Origin of the sequence: Verrucosispora sp. WMMD1129, from assembly GCF_029581255.1 — a bacterium.
In the GTDB taxonomy this organism is placed as follows: domain Bacteria; phylum Actinomycetota; class Actinomycetes; order Mycobacteriales; family Micromonosporaceae; genus Micromonospora; species Micromonospora sediminimaris.
In genome coordinates this window covers 4,926,301-4,944,694 of the sequence record NZ_CP120741.1, presented here as the reverse complement: position 1 = coordinate 4,944,694, position 18,394 = coordinate 4,926,301, and the positions used below count along the sequence as shown (strand labels likewise).

The 18,394-nt window shown below is 69.6% G+C and carries 26 protein-coding genes, 2 tRNA genes and 1 pseudogene; 11 read left to right on the top strand and 18 right to left on the bottom strand.

Annotated elements, in window-relative coordinates; all coding sequences use genetic code 11:
* Together O7624_RS23095 and O7624_RS23090 are read left to right on the top strand one after the other, a co-directional pair.
* Entirely contained in the window at positions 1-1,146 is a 1,146-nt protein-coding gene (locus O7624_RS23095; RefSeq protein ID WP_282237231.1) for a DUF6596 domain-containing protein, read from the top strand.
* Between the two features lie 38 nt (positions 1,147-1,184).
* Positions 1,185-1,625: a VOC family protein gene (locus O7624_RS23090; RefSeq protein WP_282237230.1), complete on the top strand. Its 441-nt coding sequence runs from the start codon at positions 1,185-1,187 to the stop codon at positions 1,623-1,625.
* A gap of 15 nt (positions 1,626-1,640) precedes the next feature.
* Here the strand turns inward: O7624_RS23090 and O7624_RS23085 are convergent, their stop codons facing one another.
* Genes O7624_RS23085 through O7624_RS23075 form a run of 3 tightly spaced genes read right to left on the bottom strand, consistent with a single transcriptional unit; the run spans position 1,641 to position 2,802 of the window.
* Positions 1,641-1,997: a nuclear transport factor 2 family protein gene (locus O7624_RS23085; RefSeq protein ID WP_093401358.1), complete on the bottom strand. Its 357-nt coding sequence runs from the start codon at positions 1,995-1,997 to the stop codon at positions 1,641-1,643.
* Entirely contained in the window at positions 1,994-2,461 is a 468-nt protein-coding gene (locus tag O7624_RS23080; protein ID WP_282237229.1) for an SRPBCC domain-containing protein, read from the bottom strand. The genes O7624_RS23085 and O7624_RS23080 overlap by 4 nt, the downstream gene beginning before the upstream one ends.
* Positions 2,458-2,802 (bottom strand): metalloregulator ArsR/SmtB family transcription factor, encoded by a 345-nt coding sequence (locus O7624_RS23075; RefSeq protein WP_282237228.1) that lies wholly within the window; start codon positions 2,800-2,802, stop codon positions 2,458-2,460. The genes O7624_RS23080 and O7624_RS23075 overlap by 4 nt, the downstream gene beginning before the upstream one ends.
* Before the next feature lie 214 nt (positions 2,803-3,016).
* Here O7624_RS23075 and O7624_RS23070 point away from each other — a divergent pair, with 214 nt between their 5' ends.
* Positions 3,017-3,799 (top strand): aminoglycoside phosphotransferase family protein, encoded by a 783-nt coding sequence (locus O7624_RS23070; protein ID WP_282237227.1) that lies wholly within the window; start codon positions 3,017-3,019, stop codon positions 3,797-3,799.
* Positions 3,800-3,914: 115 nt separating this feature from the next.
* On the opposite strand, the gene O7624_RS23065 is transcribed toward O7624_RS23070, so the two are convergent.
* The 4 genes from O7624_RS23065 to O7624_RS23050 are packed head-to-tail and all read right to left on the bottom strand — an operon-like array spanning position 3,915 to position 6,215.
* Positions 3,915-4,679, bottom strand: a complete 765-nt coding sequence (locus tag O7624_RS23065) for an ABC transporter permease (RefSeq protein WP_282237226.1) — start codon at positions 4,677-4,679, stop codon at positions 3,915-3,917.
* Positions 4,676-5,488, bottom strand: a complete 813-nt coding sequence (locus tag O7624_RS23060; protein WP_282237225.1) for an ABC transporter ATP-binding protein — start codon at positions 5,486-5,488, stop codon at positions 4,676-4,678. Before O7624_RS23060 ends, O7624_RS23065 begins: the two co-directional genes overlap by 4 nt.
* Entirely contained in the window at positions 5,485-5,865 is a 381-nt protein-coding gene (locus O7624_RS23055) for a DUF1048 domain-containing protein (protein ID WP_282237224.1), read from the bottom strand. Before O7624_RS23055 ends, O7624_RS23060 begins: the two co-directional genes overlap by 4 nt.
* Positions 5,866-5,867: 2 nt before the next feature.
* Positions 5,868-6,215: a PadR family transcriptional regulator gene (locus O7624_RS23050; RefSeq protein WP_093401365.1), complete on the bottom strand. Its 348-nt coding sequence runs from the start codon at positions 6,213-6,215 to the stop codon at positions 5,868-5,870.
* A gap of 305 nt (positions 6,216-6,520) precedes the next feature.
* Between O7624_RS23050 and O7624_RS23045 the strand changes: the two genes are divergently transcribed.
* A complete protein-coding gene (locus O7624_RS23045) occupies positions 6,521-7,285 on the top strand; it encodes a hypothetical protein (RefSeq protein WP_282237223.1) in 765 nt (254 codons plus the stop codon).
* A 166-nt stretch (positions 7,286-7,451) separates the two neighbouring features.
* Positions 7,452-7,799 carry a hypothetical protein gene (locus O7624_RS23040; RefSeq protein ID WP_282237222.1) on the top strand — a complete coding sequence of 116 codons (348 nt, stop codon included), beginning with the start codon at positions 7,452-7,454 and terminating at the stop codon, positions 7,797-7,799.
* Positions 7,800-7,825: 26 nt separating this feature from the next.
* Here the strand turns inward: O7624_RS23040 and O7624_RS23035 are convergent.
* Positions 7,826-7,917, bottom strand: a pseudogene (locus tag O7624_RS23035) (VapC toxin family PIN domain ribonuclease); the annotation flags it as partial.
* A gap of 56 nt (positions 7,918-7,973) precedes the next feature.
* Here O7624_RS23035 and O7624_RS23030 point away from each other — a divergent pair.
* Positions 7,974-8,228, top strand: a complete 255-nt coding sequence (locus O7624_RS23030) for a type II toxin-antitoxin system prevent-host-death family antitoxin (protein WP_102659982.1) — start codon at positions 7,974-7,976, stop codon at positions 8,226-8,228.
* Positions 8,225-8,599: a type II toxin-antitoxin system VapC family toxin gene (locus tag O7624_RS23025; RefSeq protein ID WP_282237221.1), complete on the top strand. Its 375-nt coding sequence runs from the start codon at positions 8,225-8,227 to the stop codon at positions 8,597-8,599. Before O7624_RS23030 ends, O7624_RS23025 begins: the two co-directional genes overlap by 4 nt.
* A 281-nt stretch (positions 8,600-8,880) precedes the next feature.
* Here the strand turns inward: O7624_RS23025 and O7624_RS23020 are convergent, their stop codons facing one another.
* Positions 8,881-9,297, bottom strand: a complete 417-nt coding sequence (locus O7624_RS23020; RefSeq protein ID WP_282237220.1) for a type II toxin-antitoxin system VapC family toxin — start codon at positions 9,295-9,297, stop codon at positions 8,881-8,883.
* Positions 9,279-9,533, bottom strand: a complete 255-nt coding sequence (locus tag O7624_RS23015) for a hypothetical protein (protein WP_013730933.1) — start codon at positions 9,531-9,533, stop codon at positions 9,279-9,281. Before O7624_RS23015 ends, O7624_RS23020 begins: the two co-directional genes overlap by 19 nt.
* Positions 9,534-9,981: 448 nt before the next feature.
* On the opposite strand from O7624_RS23015, the gene O7624_RS23010 reads away from it, so the two are divergent.
* Both O7624_RS23010 and O7624_RS23005 read left to right on the top strand, forming a co-directional pair.
* A complete protein-coding gene (locus tag O7624_RS23010) occupies positions 9,982-10,260 on the top strand; it encodes a type II toxin-antitoxin system prevent-host-death family antitoxin (protein WP_204005847.1) in 279 nt (92 codons plus the stop codon).
* Positions 10,257-10,667, top strand: coding sequence for a type II toxin-antitoxin system VapC family toxin (locus tag O7624_RS23005; RefSeq protein ID WP_282237219.1), 411 nt, complete (start codon positions 10,257-10,259; stop codon positions 10,665-10,667). The genes O7624_RS23010 and O7624_RS23005 overlap by 4 nt, the downstream gene beginning before the upstream one ends.
* Here O7624_RS23005 and O7624_RS23000 read toward each other — a convergent pair.
* The 8 genes from O7624_RS23000 to O7624_RS22965 all read right to left on the bottom strand — a co-directional run bounded on the left by O7624_RS23000 (position 10,638) and on the right by O7624_RS22965 (position 16,358).
* Positions 10,638-11,102 (bottom strand): tetratricopeptide repeat protein, encoded by a 465-nt coding sequence (locus O7624_RS23000; RefSeq protein WP_282237218.1) that lies wholly within the window; start codon positions 11,100-11,102, stop codon positions 10,638-10,640. The two genes, O7624_RS23005 and O7624_RS23000, sit on opposite strands and share 30 nt — an antisense overlap.
* 60 nt (positions 11,103-11,162) lie before the next feature.
* The gene (locus O7624_RS22995) at positions 11,163-11,450 is read right to left on the bottom strand and encodes a type II toxin-antitoxin system RelE/ParE family toxin (RefSeq protein ID WP_282237217.1); all 288 of its coding nucleotides are present in this window, start codon (positions 11,448-11,450) and stop codon (positions 11,163-11,165) included.
* Complete coding sequence (locus O7624_RS22990) at positions 11,447-11,731, bottom strand: type II toxin-antitoxin system Phd/YefM family antitoxin (protein ID WP_091614758.1); 285 nt, start codon at positions 11,729-11,731, stop codon at positions 11,447-11,449. The genes O7624_RS22995 and O7624_RS22990 overlap by 4 nt, the downstream gene beginning before the upstream one ends.
* Before the next feature lie 113 nt (positions 11,732-11,844).
* Positions 11,845-11,918: transfer RNA gene (locus tag O7624_RS22985), tRNA-Ile, on the bottom strand.
* A gap of 150 nt (positions 11,919-12,068) precedes the next feature.
* Positions 12,069-13,766: an insulinase family protein gene (locus tag O7624_RS22980; RefSeq protein WP_282237216.1), complete on the bottom strand. Its 1,698-nt coding sequence runs from the start codon at positions 13,764-13,766 to the stop codon at positions 12,069-12,071.
* Positions 13,763-14,713 carry a hypothetical protein gene (locus tag O7624_RS22975; protein ID WP_282237215.1) on the bottom strand — a complete coding sequence of 317 codons (951 nt, stop codon included), beginning with the start codon at positions 14,711-14,713 and terminating at the stop codon, positions 13,763-13,765. Before O7624_RS22975 ends, O7624_RS22980 begins: the two co-directional genes overlap by 4 nt.
* Before the next feature lie 46 nt (positions 14,714-14,759).
* Positions 14,760-15,995: an FAD-dependent oxidoreductase gene (locus tag O7624_RS22970; RefSeq protein WP_282237214.1), complete on the bottom strand. Its 1,236-nt coding sequence runs from the start codon at positions 15,993-15,995 to the stop codon at positions 14,760-14,762.
* Positions 15,996-16,285: 290 nt separating this feature from the next.
* Positions 16,286-16,358, bottom strand: a tRNA-Asn gene (locus tag O7624_RS22965).
* A 276-nt stretch (positions 16,359-16,634) separates the two neighbouring features.
* Between O7624_RS22965 and O7624_RS22960 the strand changes: the two genes are divergently transcribed.
* Positions 16,635-17,018: a hypothetical protein gene (locus O7624_RS22960; RefSeq protein ID WP_282237213.1), complete on the top strand. Its 384-nt coding sequence runs from the start codon at positions 16,635-16,637 to the stop codon at positions 17,016-17,018.
* 170 nt (positions 17,019-17,188) lie between these two features.
* Positions 17,189-18,367 (top strand): ROK family transcriptional regulator, encoded by a 1,179-nt coding sequence (locus tag O7624_RS22955; protein WP_282237212.1) that lies wholly within the window; start codon positions 17,189-17,191, stop codon positions 18,365-18,367.
* Positions 18,368-18,394 lie beyond the last annotated feature (27 nt).

Sequence of the window (18,394 nt, the reverse complement as noted above, 5' to 3'; positions counted from 1 at the left end):
GTGGATGAGGCCGTCCTACGGACCCTTACTCCCGCCGTGATCGGCATCCTCGTCCGTCGCGGGGTCGACTTCGCGACGGCCGAGGATGCCGTGCAGGACGCGCTGGTCGAGGCCGTCCGGGCATGGCCTACCGACCCGCCGCGCGATCCCAAGGGCTGGCTGGTCGCCGTGTCCTGGCGGAAATTCCTGGACGCGGCTCGCGCGGACACCTCGCGGCGACGGCGCGAGGCGCTGGCGGAGGTCGAGCCCGCGCCCGGCCCGGGTGAACTGGTGGACGACACGCTCGCCCTCTACTTCCTGTGCGCGCATCCGTCGTTGACCCCGGCCTCGGCGGTGGCGCTGACGCTGCGGGCGGTGGGTGGACTGACCACGCGGCAGATCGCCCGGGCCTACCTGGTGCCGGAGACGACCATGGCGCAGCGGATCAGCCGAGCCAAGCGGACCGTCACCGGAGTCCGGTTCAACCAGCCGGGTGACGTCAGCACCGTGCTGCGCGTGCTCTACCTGGTCTTCAACGAGGGCTACTCGGGCGATGTCGACCTCGCTGCGGAGGCGATCCGACTCACCCGCCAGTTGGCGGCCAGGATCCGACACGAGGAGGTGGCCGGCCTGCTCGCGCTCATGCTGCTCCATCACGCCCGCCGCACGGCGCGGACCGCCGCCGGTGGCCGGCTGGTGCCGCTGGCCGAACAGGACCGCAGTCGCTGGGACACCCGCCTGATCGCCGAGGGCGTGCAGGTGCTCCAGAACGCGCTGGCCCGCGACCGCCTGGGCGAGTTCCAGGCACAGGCCGCCATCGCCGCGCTGCACGCTGACGCCCGCACCGCCGAGGAGACCGACTGGGTGCAGATCGTCGAATGGTACGACGAACTGGTGCGCCTCACCGACAGTCCGGTGGCCCGCCTCAACCGGGCCGTCGCGGTCGGCGAGGCCGACGGGCCACGGGCCGGCCTGGCAGCCCTGGCGGATCTCGACCCGGCCCTGCCCCGGTACGCCGCTGTCGCCGCCTACCTGCATGAGCGTGACGGCGACCTGGCGACCGCAGCGCGGCTCTACGCCAAGGCCGCCCGATCGGCGCCCAGCCTTCCCGAAATCGACCATCTCACCCGGCAGGCCGCCCGACTCAACGCGTTGCTACGCGGTTGATCGGTCGCTGTGGCCGCATCATCTTCAAGGAGACAAGCATGGCGATCCAGCGGTTGGACAACGTCCTCATCGTGGTCCACGACCTTGACCGGGTCATCTCGTTCTTCGTCGAACTCGGCATGGAACTGGAGGGCAGGGCGCCGATCGAGGGGCGTTGGGTGGAACGCGTCATCGGCATCGACGACGTCCGGCAGGAGGTCGCGATGCTCCGGACCCCCGACGGCCACGGCCGCATCGAACTGGCGACGTTCCACACGCCGAAGGCGATCACCCCCGAGCCGCAGGAGGCACCGGCCAACACCCTGGGCATCCGGCGCATCATGTTCGCCGTCGACGACATCGAGGACGTCGTCGCCCGCCTACGCGCCCACGGGGCCGACCTGGTCGGCGAGCTGGCGCAGTACGAGGACAGCTATCGGCTCTGCTACGTGCGCGGCCCCGAGGGCATCGTCGTCGGCCTGGCTCAACAGCTCGGCTGAAGGCCGACAAGCGGCTCAGGGCAGTGGGACGACGTAGGAGTCGACGCGGGCGATCAGTCCGTCGCGGAAGGTGAACAGGTCGTTGAAGGCGAACCGGAACGGTCCGTGCTCGACGCTTGTCCCACGCCCCTCGCCGGTGGTGACGACCACCGGGCCGTCCTCGTACACGCGCTGGACGTCCAGGTCGGGGCTGCCGGTGAAGGCTGGATTCTCGATCTCGCTGTCGAACTCGGTCTTGCCTCGGGTGGTCCGGTGGCCGTGGATGACCCATTCAACGTCTTCGGTGAGGGTGGCGAGGATTCGCCGGTGGTCGCTCGTCCGGAAACCTTCGAGGTAATCCGCGACGAGGTCGCGCTGGGTCTGCTGCGTCATGATGTGCTCCGTCCTGTGGGGGCGTCGGGTTGTTGCAGGTGCGCCGCCAACGCGTCGAGGATCGAGGCGAGCCCATCGGCCGCCTGGGTCGTGCGAAGCTCAGCGGGCAGTCGACGTTGGTGCACGGTCAGCTCGGTGCCGCCGCCAGCGGGGTGGAGACTCACGGTGGTCCGCAGCCCGGTCAACGGCTCGTCGAACACGAGCTCGTGCGGTGCGGTGACGCGCACGTAGACGAAGCGGAGCCGACGGGTGGCGCCGTCCGGCGCGCGGGTGTCGAGCGCGAACTCCCCGCCGGGACGCAGGTCCACGACCACGGACTCGGGCGGCACGACGGCGTGCGAACCGGCCCAGAATGCTGCGATCCCCGCCGGTGAGGTGAAGGCCACCCAGACGCGATCGGGTTCGGCCGGAAGGTGGCGGCTGGCGATCAGTTCGTCGCCGCGAAGCTGCGACCTGGCGGTCATCGGGCCGCCTCCTCGTCGGCGAGGTGCCGCTCCAGGGCGTCGAGCCGGTCGTTCCAGACCCGGCGTTGCTCGTCGATCCAGGTGCCGAGCAACGACAGCTGATCGGCCCTCAACCGGCAGGGACGCCTCGTGCCCTCGCGCCGCTGCTCGATGAGGCCGCACCGGCGCAGCACCCCGACGTGGTGCGAGATCGCCTGTGGGGTCAGGTCGAAGGGCGCAGCCAGCTCTCCCACCGTGGCGTCACCGCGCGCGAGACGGGCCACCAGGGCACGCCGGACAGGGTCACCGAGGGCGGCGAAGGCGGAGTCGAGCTCCGGGGCGGGTGCCAGCGAGATGGACATGCCCCCACGCTAACACAAACAATCATTTGCGAAAGCGGTAGTTTGCCGTTCGCTGCCGGCAGTAGCACTCGCCTTCCGGTCCGTACCCGGCGACCACCGCACCTGCACCCTCCAGGCCGACGCTCAAGAGCGGCCTCGTACCGTCGTACGGTCAGGTTCGGTCAGCCGGCGCTCAGCCGGTCGGACGGGCGTCGACGCGACGGAGTGGGGGCGGATGGTCGAGCGGGAGATCCTGACGGGCGGCGGCGTCAACGAGGTCGTCCGGATCGGCGACACGGTGCGTCGACCTACCGGCCCCTGGTCCGTCCGGGTCCACGAACTGCTGCGGCATCTCGCCGCCCAGGGCTTCCCGGCGGCGCCCCGGCTACGCGACACGAGCGAGCCCGGCTTCGAGATCCTCGATTTCCTGCCGGGCGAGGTGTCGAACTATCCGCCCACCCCCGCGGCGGCCTCGGTCGAGGCGTTGGAGAGTGCCGCCGCGCTGCTGCGGGCGTATCACGACGCGACCGCCGAGTACGCGCGGCGGGCGCCCCGCGACGGCTGGCAGGTGCCGGCGACCGAGCCGGTCGAGGTCATCTGTCACGGTGACTACGCGCCACACAACTGCGTGCTCGACGGCAACCGTGTCGTGGGCATCATCGACTTCGACCACGCCCAGCTCGGGCCCCGGATCTGGGATGTCGCCTACGCGGCCTACCGATGGGTGCCGATGACCGCTCCGGAGAACACGGACGGCTTCGGGACCGCCGAGGAACAGGCCGCTCGGCTCCGGACGTTCTGCGACCGCTACGGGCTGGACGACAGCGCCCGATCAGACCTGGTCGACGTCACCGTCGCCCGGCTGCACGCACTCGTCGACTTCATGCACGCCCAGGCAGCCGCCGGCAACACCGCCTTCGCCGGCCATCTCGCGGACGGACACCACATCCAGTACCTCAACGACGCGGAGTACGTACGCGCGAACCGCCTGGTCTTCGAACGCGCCCTGTACCCCTGAGCCGGCCTCGCCTGCGGCGGCCGTCACCAGTCCGATAGCTGATCTCGCAGGGGGCGGACCTGCACAGGGGACAGCGCCGCGTCCGGGTGGACGCGGCGCCGTTTCGTACGATCGGCTAGCTGATCTTCTTGCGGTAGATCGCGGTCGCGGCGACGTAGGCCACCACGAGCAGGCCGACACACCAGGCGAGGGCGATCCAGATGTCGTTGCCGACGGGTTGCTGCCCGAAGAGGTTACGGAGGGTGTTCACGATGGACGTCACCGGCTGGTTCTCGGCGAACCAGGCGACCGGGCCGGGCATCGAGTCGGTGGGGACGAACGCCGAGCTGATGAAGGGCAGGAAGATCAGCGGGTAGCTGAAGCCGCTCGCGCCGTCGATGGTCTTGGCGGTCAGACCCGGCATCACGGCGACCCAGCTGAGGGCGAGGGTGAACAGGACCAGGATGCCGGCGGCGGCGAGCCAGTCGACCACGGACGCACTGGTGCGGAATCCCATGATCAGCGCGACGCCGATGACGATCACGAGCGAGGCCAGGTTGGCGATGAGCGAGGTCAGGACATGTGCCCAGAGCACGGAGGGCCGCGAGATCGGCATCGACTGGAAGCGCTCGAAGATGCCACCCTGCATGTCCAGGAACAGGCGGTACGCGGTGTAGGCGATGCCGGAGGCGATGGTGATGAGCAGGATGCCCGGCAGCATGTAGTTGATGTATGACTCACCGGTGCCGGTGTTGATGGCCCCGCCCAGCACGTACACGAAGAGCAGCAGCAGTGCGATCGGGGTGATCGCTGTGGTGATGATGGTGTCCGGGCTGCGGAGGATGTGGCGCAGGGAGCGACCGGTGAGGGTTCCGGTGTCGCTGAGGACGTGGGCGGTCATCGGGATTCCTCTCCCGCAGGAATGGCCGCCTCGTCGGTGGTGTCACTGCTGCCGCCGACGAGGGCAAGGAAGACGTCTTCAAGGGTCGGCTGCTTCTCGACGTACTCGACCTTGGCGGACGGGAGAAGCTGCCGCAGCTCGGCGAGGGTGCCGTGCTGGATGATGGTGCCTTTGTGCAGGATCGCGATTCGGTCGGCGAGTTGCTCGGCCTCGTCGAGGTACTGCGTGGTCAGCAGGATGGTGGTGCCATCCTTGGCGAGTTGCTTCACCGTCTGCCAGACCTCGATGCGGGCCTGCGGGTCGAGGCCGGTGGTCGGCTCGTCGAGGAACACGACCGGCGGGTTGCCGACCAGGCTCATCGCGATGTCCAGCCGCCGTCGCATGCCGCCCGAGTACGTCGCCGCCCGGCGGTTTCCGGCTTCAGTGAGCGAGAAGCGGGCGAGCAGGTCGTCGGCGATCGCACCGGGATTCTTCAGGTGACGGAGCTTCGCGATCAGGATCAGATTCTCCCGACCGGTGAGCGTTTCGTCGACTGCGGCGAACTGGCCGGTCAGGCTGATCGACCCGCGTACGTCGCCCGGAGCAGCGGCGACGTCGAAGCCGTGGACGCTCGCGCTGCCGCTGTCCGCCTTCAGCAACGTCGACAGAATCCGCACCAGCGTGGTCTTTCCGGCGCCGTTCGAGCCGAGCAGCGCGAAGATGCTCCCGGCCGCCACGTCGAAGTCGACACCCCGCAGCACGTGCAGGTCCTGGTAGGACTTGGTGACGGCCCGCACGCTGATCGCGGGTTCACGCGTCTGGGTGGTCACGGCCTGTCCTCCTGCCCGCTGTTGTCGTCGGCGGCGTCGATCGCCTTCCGGAGACGCTCGCGCTCCTTGTCGATCCACTGCCGGCCGGCGTACGCCTGTAGGAACGTCTCGGCGAACTCGACCGGGTCGTCGCCGACGACGGCACGGACCGGCGTTCCGTCGGCGACCGCACGCTCCCAGAGGTCGACGAAGTCGCCGAGCATCGTGGTGATCGTGTCGCCGTCGAGGATGCCACCGTGGTACATGAAGTACCGGTGCAGCGCCTTGGCCGAGCCGCGGTAGGGCTCCGGCAGGGCCTCGATCCGGGCCATGTGGTGCTTGTACTGCTTCTTCTGCTCCAGCGATCCGACGAGCGTCTCGATCCACTTCGCGGCCATGCTCATGCTCCCTGGTCGTGTTGGTTGCCGTTGTGACGGAGTTGCTCGATGCGATCCGTGAGGACGCTCCACGTCCTCCAGAACTCGGCGAGTTGGTCCCGCCCCTTCGCGTTCAGCGAATACACCTTCCGCGGGGGCCCCTTCTCGGAGGGCACCTTCTCCACGTCCACGAACCCCCGTTGCTCCACGCGGACGAGCAGTGCGTAGATGGTGCCCTCCGCGATGTCCGAGAACCCGCGGTCGCGCAGCCACGCGGTGATCTCGTAGCCGTACGCGGACCTGCGGGCCAGGATCGCCAGGACGATGCCTTCGAGGGTGCCCTTCAGCATCTCGGTCATCTGGTTGCCCATGTCCTCATCCCCTCGCTACCAAGCGACGCTGACTACTGGTAGACAGTAGCGCTAGGTACCGGTAGATAGCAACACTGAATACCAAGCGATTTCGACGCGGGCTCCATCCTGAGGACGTCGCTGCCGGACGCCGTCGGAGGCGGCGTTACCGTTTGGCGCGGTCGAACGAGGCGAGCACCTGACGTGCAGCTGACGCTGAACGAGCTGCGGGCCGGACGAGCGAGGGGAACTCAGCGATGGGCGACGGGGTGAGCAGTGCGCGGGTACGGTCCGAGACGGCCCCGCCAGTCCGGCATCGTGGTCCGGTGGCGCTCGCGCTCCGGCCCTTCGGCTACCTGTTGATCGGGCTCGTGTGGGCGGCGCTCTCGACGGTGATCCTCGCGCTCGGACCGGGGATGCTGGCCTTTCTGGTCTGGGCCGATGTCACCGGCGCCCTCGGCAAGGTCGAGCTCATCACCGGGGGCGTCGCCGAGTCGCTGCACAACCCGGCAGAGGTGATCGCGATCGTGATCTCGCTCCCGCTGCTCGCGCTGCTCTGGGGCGCCGGCGTGCTGTGGATGCTGCCGTGCGCGGCGCTGCCCCCGATGCTGCTGTCGTTCACCTTTCTGGTCCGGTCGCTACGCCCCTCCTACGCCGACGACGCGCTGTCCTTCACGACGCGAGGGGCGCGTGGGAGCACCATGGGTGTCACGTTGACGCAGGTGTCCCTGTCGCTGCTGCCCGTCCACCGGTCCCGTTGGACGGACACCCTCATGCGGTTCTACGTGGCGGGCTGGGCCGTCAGCCTGCGAGCGATGACCGCCGCGATCCCCGCGGGGTTCGGCTGGTTGGCAGCCGTCCTCGCCACCATGGAGGACCTGCCGACGTCCGTACGCGTACTGCTCGCCGCCGCGGCCGTCGGCCTGGTCGGCTGGTCCGCTGTGCTGCTGCGCAAGCACTGGCGCGCCCGGTTCCACGGCGAATCGACCGGGCGGTCGGAGCGGCCGATCACCGACCTCTCGGCGGACGAGCGCGATCGCCGTCGCCGGACTCTTGAGAAGCGTCGCGCGGCGCGCCTGTCGCGTCGCTGACCACGAAAAGCGCTGTCCATCGCCGTCGAGGTGGCCAGTCGCTGGCGAGGTAACGCCGACCTTGTGGCGGAGGACCGCTGCTGAGGCGTCCACTAACGTTGGCCGGACGGGGAACGGGACTCCTCGCGCGACGACTTGTGCGATGTGGACTCTCATGGAGGCTGGCGTGGTCTGGATCGGCCCGGCGAGCGAGCGGGAAACGACGGTGCCTGACCTTGTCGGCCTGACCGTTGAGGCCGCCTGGCAGGTCACTACGGATCACCATGTGAAGATGACCAGCGGTGATCCCGACGGCCCGCCCCTGAGTCAACTGACCTCGACGGGCGTCTGGCTCATCACAGACCAACAACCGCCAGCCGGGACGACGATGCGCCGCTTTGGCTCGATGGCGGTCGTCGTTGAGCAGATACCGGACAACCTGGCTGGCGACCGTGAACCACGCCGCCCGCTACCTCGCTTGGATGGCCTCGGCGCCGAACTGAACCCCGCCACAGACGGTGATCCAATCCAGTAGACGTCAGCGCACTCGCCCGGCCACCGTCAGGACGCAGCGAGTAGTCGGATCTCGCAGCGACACCACTGGCCTTGGCGAGCCGACCATCACCGGTCACGAGTGGGCACGCCATCAACTGACGCATGCGACCGAGCAGGCTAAACTAATCCCTTAGCTAAGCGAGGAGGTTGCGCCATGTCGGCCGAGGCCGTGCACTACAACATGCATGATGCCAAGACCCACCTGTCGCGCATCATCGAGCGGGTGGAACGCGGCGAAGAGATCATTATCGACCGGGCGGGCACCCCGGTGGCGAAGGTCGTACCGCTGGTCCGGCGGGCTAACCGCACCGCAGTCGGCTCTCTCGCCGGCCAACTAGACCTCTCCGGTGACTGGGACTCACCACAGACCAACGCCGAGATCGCCGACGACTTCGGCATCGGCGCATGAATCTGCTGCTGGACACTCACGTCGCGCTCTGGGCCATCACCGGCGACCCGACCCTCGGCACCGAGTTGCTCGACCGACTACGCCACGAGCCGGACATCTTCCTCTCCCCGGTCACCCTGTGGGAGATCACCATCAAACAGAGCACCGGGAAACTCGCCGGCCCCACTGACCTTGCAGAGCGGGTAAGAGACATGGGCTTCCGGGAACTCCCGGTGACCCACACCCACGCCATCGCCGCAGGCCGCCTGCCATCGCATCACCGCGATCCCTTCGACCGCATGCTGGTGGCACAGGCAATCACCGAAGGGCTGACCCTCGCCTCCCGCGACGCGTCGATGGCGCTGTACGACGTGGACCTCCTCAAGGTGTGATCGGACAGTTCGGCCCACGCCTGACAGTGCCCGGACGAGGCCCAGGCCCAACTCGCCCACCGGCCGTCCCTCCGCGGGGGATCCATGGCCAGCCACAGTCCGCGTCGAGCAGCCAAGCAGAGCGTCACGACGCGCTGCGGTGGACTGGCTCGCATCAAAGATCAACAAGGTAGGCCGGAGGTACCACCATGCGACCACAGTGCGACGATCGTCGGTGAGCCGCTTCCACTCAGGTTGACCGCTCCAAGGGCGTCAGGCCGATGATCATCGGGCGGTCAACGTCAGGAGGCCACGAGCAGTCGGATCTCACAGCGGACGCCGCCGGCTGTGGCGAGCCGACCATCACCGGTCACGAGTGGGCAGGCCATCAACTCCGCCGCCGCGACGTAAGCCGCGTCATTCGCCGTGACATTGCCCCGCAACTGCCACATCCGATCAAGCAGTGTCGCGGCACCAACCTCGTCGATGACCAACGAAGGCAGGGTGTCGATCGCCTCCTGCGCCCGAGCAAGGCCGAGCTTCCCCCCGAGGACCTTGCCTCTGATCACGGACATGACCTCGACCAGAAGGTGGCTCGGCGCGGCCCAGTGCAAATCTCCGGTCAATTCCGCCCGCGCCGCATCCCCGACCGGCCCATCATCGACCAGAGCGTCGGCCAGAACCGACGCATCCACCACGATCACGCGGCGCTTCCCCACGGTCCGCGCTGCTCCCGCTGGTCGTCCAACTCGGCGGCGCTCTCCCCCGGCAGAGAGCGAGCACCGTCGGATCGACCTGCGAAGCGATCAAGGGCCGCCGTGTTGCGCAGCCGTCGAGCCTGCGTCTCCACCAACTCCAGCAGGTACGCCTGCAGTGACTGCCCACGCGCCTTGGCCTGGGCCGCCAGGGCGTCTCGCACTTCCTCCGGAACGTCCCGAATCTGGAGAGCAACCATGCATTCATTATGCATGCAGCTCTCGTGTTGGCCAGGAAAGACTCGAACCCGATGCACGTGCCCTGCTCACTCCGACACCACGCCTTCGAGGACGGTGACGCGAGCGGCGGATTGTGCTGCTGCGGACTCATTGCGGACTGACGGCGATCGGTCCAGATCTTGACGCGGGGCGTCCGGGTCATCGGTAGCCTGGCTGACCAGGGAAAACAACTGGTGGGCCGGAGGTGCCACCATGCGAACCGTGTCGCCACGATCGCAGGCGATCCGCTAACCCTGAACTTGCCCGGCCCACGGACCTCGGGTCGTGCGCGATGATTCCGACACCACCCACCGAACCGCCGGCCAGTCGCCGTGGTCTAGACCCGTAAACCTCTCTGGACGGCGAACAGGCAGCCCGGATGACGCCAGGAGGTAGAACCGTAGAACATTTAGTTCTACACTTGTGTCCATGGAACGCATCGGTGTCCGGGAACTGAACCAGAACACGAGCCAGGTGCTGGCTCGGGTGAGTGGCGGCGAGACCGTCGAGATTACCGATCGCGGACACCCGATTGCCCGACTTGTTCCGGTAGGCGACGACAGGTCGGTGTTGGCCAAGTTGGTAGCGGCAGGGCGAGCCGTCGCCCCCACCGGCGGCGGCTCTGTTCCACTTCCGCCGAAGCTCGGTGACGAGAGTGTGGACGCGGCCGCCTCACTCGCTGCGATGCGTGACGAGGAGCGCTGGTGATCTATCTCGATTCAGCTGCCGTCGTCAAGCTGGTTCGGCAGGAGATGTGCAGCGCCGACCTTGTCTCCTGGCTCAACAAGCACGACGACGTGCCGCTGGTTTCCTCCGCTCTCGTCGAGGTGGAAGTACCCAGAGCGCTGCGCCGATCAGCTCCGCAAGCTTTGATCGGAGTACCGGCTGCCGTCGGACGGCTGTTCCGACTGGAGATCGACAGCACGATCCGTGCGACCGCAGCTGCGTTCGCCGAGCCGACGCTCCGCAGCCTCGACGCCATCCACCTGGCCACCGCCCAAGTGCTGACCAACGAGTCCGGCGCGGCACTCACCGCCTTCGTCACCTACGATCGGCGGCTGCTCGAATGCGCCAAGGAAGCAGGACTACCCGTAGCAAGCCCCGGCCAGAACTGACCCACGAATCCACCACCCTGGTGCGGGGTCCGGCCGCCGTACGGCAGCGCGGCCGGCGACACCGGCTGCGGCCTGCGCTTCTGCGACCCCTTCGTACCAGCGCAACGCACCATGCAGGTCGCCTCGCTCGGCGAGCAGCTCGGCGACCAAGGTGCAGTGACCGTCATCCACCGCTGCGTCGTGAGCCAGGGCATCCAGCAAGACGTACGCCTCATCGACGTCGCCCTGCTCGAATCGCACCTCAGCGAGCTGCGCCATCGCGGAGCAGCCGTCCCCACCGGCGTCAGTGATCAGCCTGGTCAGCAGGTCGGCTGCTCGGTCGAACCGCCCCGACCGGCGCCATGCGTCGGCAGCCTCGAGCAGGATCTCACCTCGCTCGTCCGGATACTGCTCCACCTCAGCCTCAAGGGCCGCAGCCTCGTCTGCCACACTCATCGACACGGCACCTACCGTACTGAATGCCTCGACGCCATCGGGCGCGGAGAGCCAGGGGCGTCAGGAGCGGTACACATCCCTTCGATGATCAATGTCCACAACAGTCACGGTGCGGTTGTCGTCGTCGATGCGGTAGATAATCCGGTAGGTACCTCGCCGGGCGCTGAACCGATCCGACAACGGCGGCAACAAACGCTTTCCGACCCGGTACGGCTCTCGCACCAACGGCCCGGTCATGAACTCGTACGCGGCGACAGCGACGGCCTCCGGCAACCGTTCGGCGAGCGCTCGACGGACGGTCGGTGTGGTGCGCAGCGTGTGCGGATCTTCCGGCAGCCGAGGGCTCACGCGGCCGAGGCGCGACGGGCGCGAATGGTCTCCGCAAGCTGGTCGGCGGACACCTCTTCACCTCGGGCCAGTTCGGCGTCGGAGTCGGCCAGCCGCCGCAGGGTGCCCGCATCCCCGAGAACCGCGACGGTTTCCTCCAGACGCTCCAAGTCCTCCACCGACACCAGCACGGCCGACGGCCGACCATGCACGGTCACGGTCACCCGTTCATGGTGGTCGTGCACCCGCCCCACCAGTTCAGAGAGCCGAGTCTTCACTTCCCCCAACGGCAGCGTCGTCATGGTCATAAGTATGACCAAAATCTGCTGCGGCGTCCACCGTTCCTCCAGACACCATGCCGATGGTTCGCATGGTGAACACACGGCGCCACAAAACGGCAGGTCAGAAAGTTGCGTGGGGCGGGCGGGACTCGAACCCGCGACCGAGGGATTATGAGTCCCCTGCTCTAACCGGCTGAGCTACCGCCCCGGCACCGGGCCGGATCTTATCCCGCCCAGTCGATCACCGGCCAACTAACCTTCCCGACCTCCCTGCGGTCCGCCGGACCGCACGGTCGGACGCTCGATGTGAGCGCCGTGCGGTGCAGGTCGGGAGGGATTCGGCGGCCACGGCCTCTCCTCACCGGCGTCGCCCCCGCGTCAGCAGCACGATGGGCAACGCGAGGATAACAGTGAGCAGCCAGCCGATCACGACCGCACCCCACAGTACGGCGACGTCCTCCTCGGCGGTAGGACTGATCAGCATGCCGATGGTGAGCAGCAGGGTGAACCCGCCCACCACCAGCGTGGCCAGGCCACTGAGCACCATCAGCAGGACCTCCCACCCGGCCCGCTTCGGCCGGGTCAGGCGCTCGCGGGCCTCGCGGAGGGTACGCGGTTGCGGGATGCTCTCCGGATCGCGGGGCGGCATGGTGATCTGCCGGTCGATCGGTACTCCGCTGTCGATTACCTGCATCGCCGCCGGACGCGTGTCGAACAGGGTCGGCTCGATGTGCAGCACGATCGCGTCATGGCCGATGAGCTGCCGGGCGCCGTCGGGCCAGGCGAGCATCGCGGCGCAGTCGGCGTAGGTGACGGTGAGGGTGCCGCCGGCACTGAGGTGGCTGACCCCCTCGGTGCCGATGAGCAGTCGACTGTCGTCGTCGCGGGCGCGGTAGGTGGTGCCCGCGACGGTCGACTCCGACGAGGTGGGCGCGGCGGTGAAGCCGGCCCAGTCGGCGCTGGTCCCGTTCGGCACCATCAGCAGCGCCGAGGCGTACGCCTCCTGGGCGACCTCGTGCAGGTCTGCGAGGGTGACCGCCTTCAACTGCGCGAGCTGCTCGTCGATGGTGCGGTTCGGCTCGCCGGTGAGCAGGTTGAAGGCGTACGCGGGCAGCCGGGTGGCGTCGGCCTCGGCGGTGGCGTACATGTCGATCCGCTTGGCCACCACGGCGTCGAGGTCGCTCTGCTCGATCCGGCCCACCCGCAGCTTGGCCAGCACGTCGATGAATCCACCGAGCACGGCGTCCTGCTTCTCGGCCAGCGAGTCGGCCAGGGCCCGCAGGTGGGCCTGGCCGTCGCCACGCGGTTCGTAGCCGCTGCCGATGGTGTAGGAGAGTCCGGCGTCCTGGCGCAGCGCCCGGAACAGTTCGCGCTCCAGCACCTCGGCGAAGACGTTCGCCGAGGTGCGGCGCCGCACGACCGCGTCGAGCACCACCGCCCGCGAGCCGTGCACGAAGTACGCCGGGGTGGTCGGCAGCGCCGACGAGGCGGCCGGTACCGGCTGCCGGCTGCCGGCGGGCAGGTCCAGCCGCAGCCCTTCGGGAACCCGGTCGCCGGCGATCCAGAGCACCGCGTTCTCCCGGGTGAACCAGCGTGCGGCCCACTGGCGCAGTTCCTCGGCGGTGAGCCTGCCCAGTCCCCATTCCGGGTAGCTGCTGAGCCCGTGGTCGCGGGCGCCGTGGCGCCACAGCGGGATGTCGTCGATGGCCGCGCTTCCCCGGCTGCTCCACTCGGTGCGCAGGATGTCCTTCTCCACCTCCAACCGCCCGGTCGGCAGCTCGGTCAGGTTGGCGCAGACGGAGGTGAGGAAGGTGGCGATGTCCGGTGCTGAGCCCTGCATGTGGAAGGTGGTGAAGGTCGGTCCGGTGGCGCCGTTGAAGTGGTAGTCGGCGGTGCCCAGCGGGGCGAGAACGAGGTGTTCGAGCAGGTGCGTGATGCCGTGGCGGGCCAGCGTCTCGTCGGCGGTGCCGACCCGGAAGGTCAGCCCGGCGCGCATCGGCCCGCCGGTCGGGGCGAGCAGGGTCGGCACCCCGTCGGTTTCCAGGTGTTGGATCACGGCTGGCCGCCCTTCGCGTACGCCTTGTCGCGGAACCGCTGGAACTGCGCGACCGCGTCGCCGAAGTAGCCGAACATCGACTCGTCGCCGAGGTCACCGAGGGCGGCGAACTGCTGCGCCGCCGACGTCCACTCCTCCATCAGGCAGAAGGCGAGGGCGAAGGTGCTGCGTACCCGGACCCAGCCCCAGCCGTGGCGGAACTCGCGGTGCCAGATGGAGCGCTGGGCCGCATCGTGGATCGCGGCGCGCACCTGTTGGCCGCGCAGGAATGCCCGCGCAGCGGACAGGGTGCCGTGGTCGAAGGCCTGCTCCAGGTGCACCTCGACGATGAGGACCGCGTTGGGTGCGCCGGCCGGTGCGGCGGCGGTGCACTCCCGGGTGAAGTCGTGCGCCTTCTCCCAGGTGCCGCTCCACTTCGGGCAGAACTGCTGCAACAGGGAGCTCTGGGCCGGCAGGTGGTGCGGGTGCCGGGCGGCGAGGCGGTCGTAGCGGCGGCGGGCTTCGGCCTGGCCGAGTTGCAGGCCGCGGGCGCTGGTGACCCGCTGGGTCCAGGCTGCCGCGTCCTCCGGGTGGCGGGCGGTGGCCTCGATGAGGACCTGCTCGGCCCGGCGCAGATGATCGAAGAACCGGGCGAACTGTTCGCGGCTGACGTCCTGCGCCCGTTGGGCGGTCCGGATCCGCCACCCGGCGCGGATCAGGTGCGCCCCCAGCATGGCAGCGGCCACCGGGTCGTCCGGTTGTTCGGCGAGCGCCTTCCGGAGGAACGTCTCGGCGTCCGCCGTGTCGCCGACCTCGCCGACGAGGACCGTCCTGCCGTGGGCGTCCTGGGCGTCGACGAGGGTGCGCATCGCCGGCCAGTCGCCCGCGGCCAGCGCGTCACGGGCGGCGGCCACCTGGGGGTACGCCGCCGCGGCGTCGAACACCGGCGGGGCGAGGGGTCGGGGCATGGCGAGGATCATAGGTGATCATCATCGGGCCTGGTGACCCCGAATTTCAGTGCTGACGCAGGTGCCGCAGGGTGGCTCCGGCGGTGCGCCATCCGCTGGCGAGTGCCCCTTGGATCGACGGGCTGTCGCGGTGGTCACCGGCGACGAACAGCCCGTTTCCCAGCGCCACGGGCTTTCGTAGCCGGCCCTGTGGCGGCGGCGCGGCGGGCAGCGCCGCAGGGATGGTGACCGTGGTCAGGTGCTCCCAGTCGGCGGTGGGCCGCCCGTACAGCCGGGTCAGTTCCAGCCGCACGGCCGACTCGGACGGTACCGACGGGCCGACCACGGAGGTGGCGATCAGGTGCCGGTCGGGTGGCGCGTAGCTGGGCGCGGCCCGGCTGACCACTACCGTGTTGGCGACCATCTCACGGCGGTCGCCGTCGACGAGCAGGATCGGCTCGCCCACCGGTGGCTCGGCGGTGGCGTGGTAGTAGGTGGTGTAGCTGTGCATGCGCACCGGCGGCAGGTCCAGCAGCCGGGTGGCGGTGAGCGGGTCGACGGCGACGACGACGGCCCGGCAGCGCAGCTCACCGGCGCTGGTGCTGACCCGGCCCGGCGCCACCGCGGCGACGGTGGTGTTCAGGTCCAGCAGCCCGGCCGGCAGCGCGGCGGCGACGGCCCGGGGCAACGCCACCATGCCGTCGGCGGGCAGGCCGACCCGGCCTCGGGCGAACGAGCGCAGCACCATGGCCAGGACGTGGCTGGAGGTTGCCAGTTCCCGGTCGAGCAGCACGCCGGACAGGAACGGGCGCAGCAGATCCTCGATGATGGCGTGGGAGAGGTTCGCGCGACGCAGCGCCGTCTCGGCGGTGGTTTCGGGTCTGGCGAGCAGACGTTCCGCGGGCAACGTGGCGTAGCTCGCGGCGAGGGCGGCGAAGCGCAGCCGGTCGGGCAGCGACCCGACGGGGGCCAGGGCGGTGCCCGGCCCACCGGCGGGATCGCGTAGCGGATTGACCAGTCGCAGCAGCCGGTCGCCCTTGCGTACCAGCACCCCGGAAACGAAGAAGCCGAGGTCGAGACGGTCCACGTCGAGCAGCGCGCCGAGCCGGGGGTACGCCGTGTTGAGGACCTGGAATCCACGATCGAGCAGGAAGCCGTCGACGGTGTCGGTGGCGACCCGGCCACCGAGCCGGTCGGCGGCCTCCACCAACCGCCAGGACACCCCGGCGCGATGCAGGCGGCGGGCCGCGGCGAGACCGGCGAGGCCGCCGCCCACGATCACAACGTCGGTGTCAGCGGACATGGGGTACGCCCTGCGCTGGTCGTGCCGGTGCGGCCTGGCGGCGGGCGTGCCGCGTGGCCACGGCAGGGCGCACGGCCGCCATGGGCGGCCGCAGCACGGCCGCGGGGAGCTTCCAGTTTCCGGACATCCCACCCACCGGCTGTCGTCGCAGGATCGACGCGCACCAGCGTAGACGCGTTGGCCGGGTGCCGCCCGCTGAAGCCCGGCGTCGCGCCGGTCGGCCGGATCTGGTGGGGACACGAGTGACGCCCACCGGATCTGGCCGGTGGGCGTCGCGGTGAGGAGGGAAGCTCCCCCGTTTGGACTCGAACCAAAAACCTGCCGGTTAACAGCCGGCTGCTCTGCCAATTGAGCTACGGGGGACCGCAACAACGCCCGGAGCGGATCGCTCCGCACCGCGCGCCGGGCACAAGAGTACAGGACGGCGGGGGGTGTTGGTCCAGGGGGTTCATCGGCCACCACCGAGCGGCCCGGGGGCGGTTTACCGGACAAATCGTCATCCTGGCACAAGGAGGTATGAGCGGAGAGCAGGATGGGTAGTTAGCTGCCGACGACAGGACGCAGGCGCGAATCGGTCAGTCCCGCCACCCGGGTATCCGGGAGCGGGACGGCGGCGCGTCAGGTACGAAAGGAGCCGCCATGCGCGGAAAGATCATGTTCCTTGGCGGGCTGGCTGCAGGGTTCGTCCTGGGCGCCCGTGCCGGCCGGGAGAAGTACGAGGAGTTGGTGGTCCGGGGCCGCAAGGTGCTCGACCACCCGACCGTCCAGGAGGCGGCCGGGGTCGCGCAGGCCCAGGCGAACCGTCTCTACCACGAGGGCAGGGACAAGCTCGGCAACTCCAAGCTGGGCGAGAAGCTGAACGCCAACGGCAAGGCGGGGATCACCCCCGCCGACGACGCGTTCGCCGGTACGCCGGCCACGGCCGGCACCAAGTCGGGTTCCGGCTCGTCGGGTTCCAGCTCGACGTCCGCCACCCCCCGCAGCAAGCCGTCCGGCTCTGGAGCCAACGGCAGCACCCTCTGAGCACCCCCGGACGGGCCCGGCCACCGATGTTGGTGGCCGGGCCCGTCCGTGTGCCCGGCCGGCGGCGGGTCACGCCGGGCCGCTGCGGCGACAGGCGTTGACGGGTCCGCTCCCGGCCGGCCACTGGCCTGAAACACCGCCGTGGAACACTCCGCACGGAGGTGGTCGAGATGGCCCTGGTCCGGCCGGAGAATCCGCAGCAGGCACGGTTGGTCCGGCTACTGCGGGACGAGGGTCCCCGCTCCCGGGTGGAGTTGGGTGACCTGCTGGGTCTGTCCCGGACGGCCCTCACCACCGAACTGGACCGGCTCACCGCCCGAGGGCTGGTCGAGACCGCCGGGCCGGCGGCCTCCCGGGGCGGGCGCCGGTCGTCGTTGCTCCGCCTTTCCGGCGGCGTGCGCTTCGCCAGCGTGGTGGTCGCCACCGACCGGGTCACCGTTGCGATCACTGACGGCGAGTTGAACGTGCTGGCCGAGACCGACGAGGTGGCGGACGTGCGCGACGGACCGGAGCCGGTGACCGGCCGGGCCGTCGAGCTGGTCGACAAACTCCGCGCCGAGCTGGGTGTCACCGAGCTCACCGGGGTCGGTGTCGCCCTTCCCGGGCCGGTCGACGGCGGCACCTCCACTGCACCGGCCGTCCTGCCCCGATGGCAGCGCTTCCCGGTCCGCGACGCGTTCGCCGCAGAACTGGGCTGCCCGGTGTTGGTCGACAACGATGCGAACGTGCTCGCCCTGGGCGAGCGGCACGCCGGCATCGGCCGTACCGTCGAGGATTTTCTCTACCTGAAGCTCGGTACGGCGATCGGCTGCGGGCTGGTGCTCGGCGGGTCGCTCTACCGGGGTGCGACCAGCAGCGCCGGCGACATCGCGCATCTACCGCTCGGCGAGGAGGGCCCGCCCTGCGCCTGTGGGGAGGCCGGTTGTCTTGAGGCGTACTGCGGGGACGTGGGGTTGGTCCGGGCGGCGTTGGCGGTCACCCGGACGGGTCGCTCCCCGGCGCTGGCCGCGCGGCTGGCCGAGGCGGGCGGGCTCACCGTCGAGGACGTGGCCGCGGCCGCCACCGCCGGGGATGCGGCCACCCAGTTGCTGGTCCGTGATGCCGCCCGCCGGCTCGGTCGGGTGCTGGTCGGCCTGGTCAGCTTCTTCAACCCCGGCATCGTCGTGATCGGTGGGGCGCCCGACGGGCTCGGTCACCTCCTGCTCTCCGAGATCCGTGGCGTGGTCTACCGACGCTCGGCGCCACTGGCCACCGGCGCCATGCCGATCGTCCTGTCGGATCTGGCCGGCCGGGCCGCCGTGGTGGGCGCGGCCCACCTGGCCAGCGAGCACGTCTTCAGCGCCGGCTGACCACGCCGACCCCCGGAAGCCGGCGCG

Excerpts from the sequence above, each read along its gene's own strand:
- O7624_RS23075 (WP_282237228.1), bottom strand. The coding sequence starts at position 2,802 with ATGTCCATCTCGCTGGCACCCGCCCCGGAGCTCGACTCCGCCTTCGCC.
- O7624_RS23085 (WP_093401358.1), bottom strand. The coding sequence starts at position 1,997 with ATGACGCAGCAGACCCAGCGCGACCTCGTCGCGGATTACCTCGAAGGT.
- O7624_RS23025 (WP_282237221.1), top strand. The coding sequence starts at position 8,225 with ATGAATCTGCTGCTGGACACTCACGTCGCGCTCTGGGCCATCACCGGC.
- O7624_RS23030 (WP_102659982.1), top strand. The coding sequence starts at position 7,974 with ATGTCGGCCGAGGCCGTGCACTACAACATGCATGATGCCAAGACCCAC.
- O7624_RS23015 (WP_013730933.1), bottom strand. The coding sequence starts at position 9,533 with ATGGTTGCTCTCCAGATTCGGGACGTTCCGGAGGAAGTGCGAGACGCC.
- O7624_RS23050 (WP_093401365.1), bottom strand. The coding sequence starts at position 6,215 with ATGGGCAACCAGATGACCGAGATGCTGAAGGGCACCCTCGAAGGCATC.
- O7624_RS23055 (WP_282237224.1), bottom strand. The coding sequence starts at position 5,865 with ATGGCCGCGAAGTGGATCGAGACGCTCGTCGGATCGCTGGAGCAGAAG.
- O7624_RS23070 (WP_282237227.1), top strand. The coding sequence starts at position 3,017 with ATGGTCGAGCGGGAGATCCTGACGGGCGGCGGCGTCAACGAGGTCGTC.
- O7624_RS22975 (WP_282237215.1), bottom strand. The coding sequence starts at position 14,713 with ATGCCCCGACCCCTCGCCCCGCCGGTGTTCGACGCCGCGGCGGCGTAC.
- O7624_RS23010 (WP_204005847.1), top strand. The coding sequence starts at position 9,982 with ATGGAACGCATCGGTGTCCGGGAACTGAACCAGAACACGAGCCAGGTG.
- O7624_RS23065 (WP_282237226.1), bottom strand. The coding sequence starts at position 4,679 with ATGACCGCCCACGTCCTCAGCGACACCGGAACCCTCACCGGTCGCTCC.
- O7624_RS23090 (WP_282237230.1), top strand. The coding sequence starts at position 1,185 with ATGGCGATCCAGCGGTTGGACAACGTCCTCATCGTGGTCCACGACCTT.
- O7624_RS23080 (WP_282237229.1), bottom strand. The coding sequence starts at position 2,461 with ATGACCGCCAGGTCGCAGCTTCGCGGCGACGAACTGATCGCCAGCCGC.
- O7624_RS22960 (WP_282237213.1), top strand. The coding sequence starts at position 16,635 with ATGCGCGGAAAGATCATGTTCCTTGGCGGGCTGGCTGCAGGGTTCGTC.
- O7624_RS22955 (WP_282237212.1), top strand. The coding sequence starts at position 17,189 with ATGGCCCTGGTCCGGCCGGAGAATCCGCAGCAGGCACGGTTGGTCCGG.
- O7624_RS22990 (WP_091614758.1), bottom strand. The coding sequence starts at position 11,731 with ATGACGACGCTGCCGTTGGGGGAAGTGAAGACTCGGCTCTCTGAACTG.
- O7624_RS22970 (WP_282237214.1), bottom strand. The coding sequence starts at position 15,995 with ATGTCCGCTGACACCGACGTTGTGATCGTGGGCGGCGGCCTCGCCGGT.
- O7624_RS23000 (WP_282237218.1), bottom strand. The coding sequence starts at position 11,102 with ATGAGTGTGGCAGACGAGGCTGCGGCCCTTGAGGCTGAGGTGGAGCAG.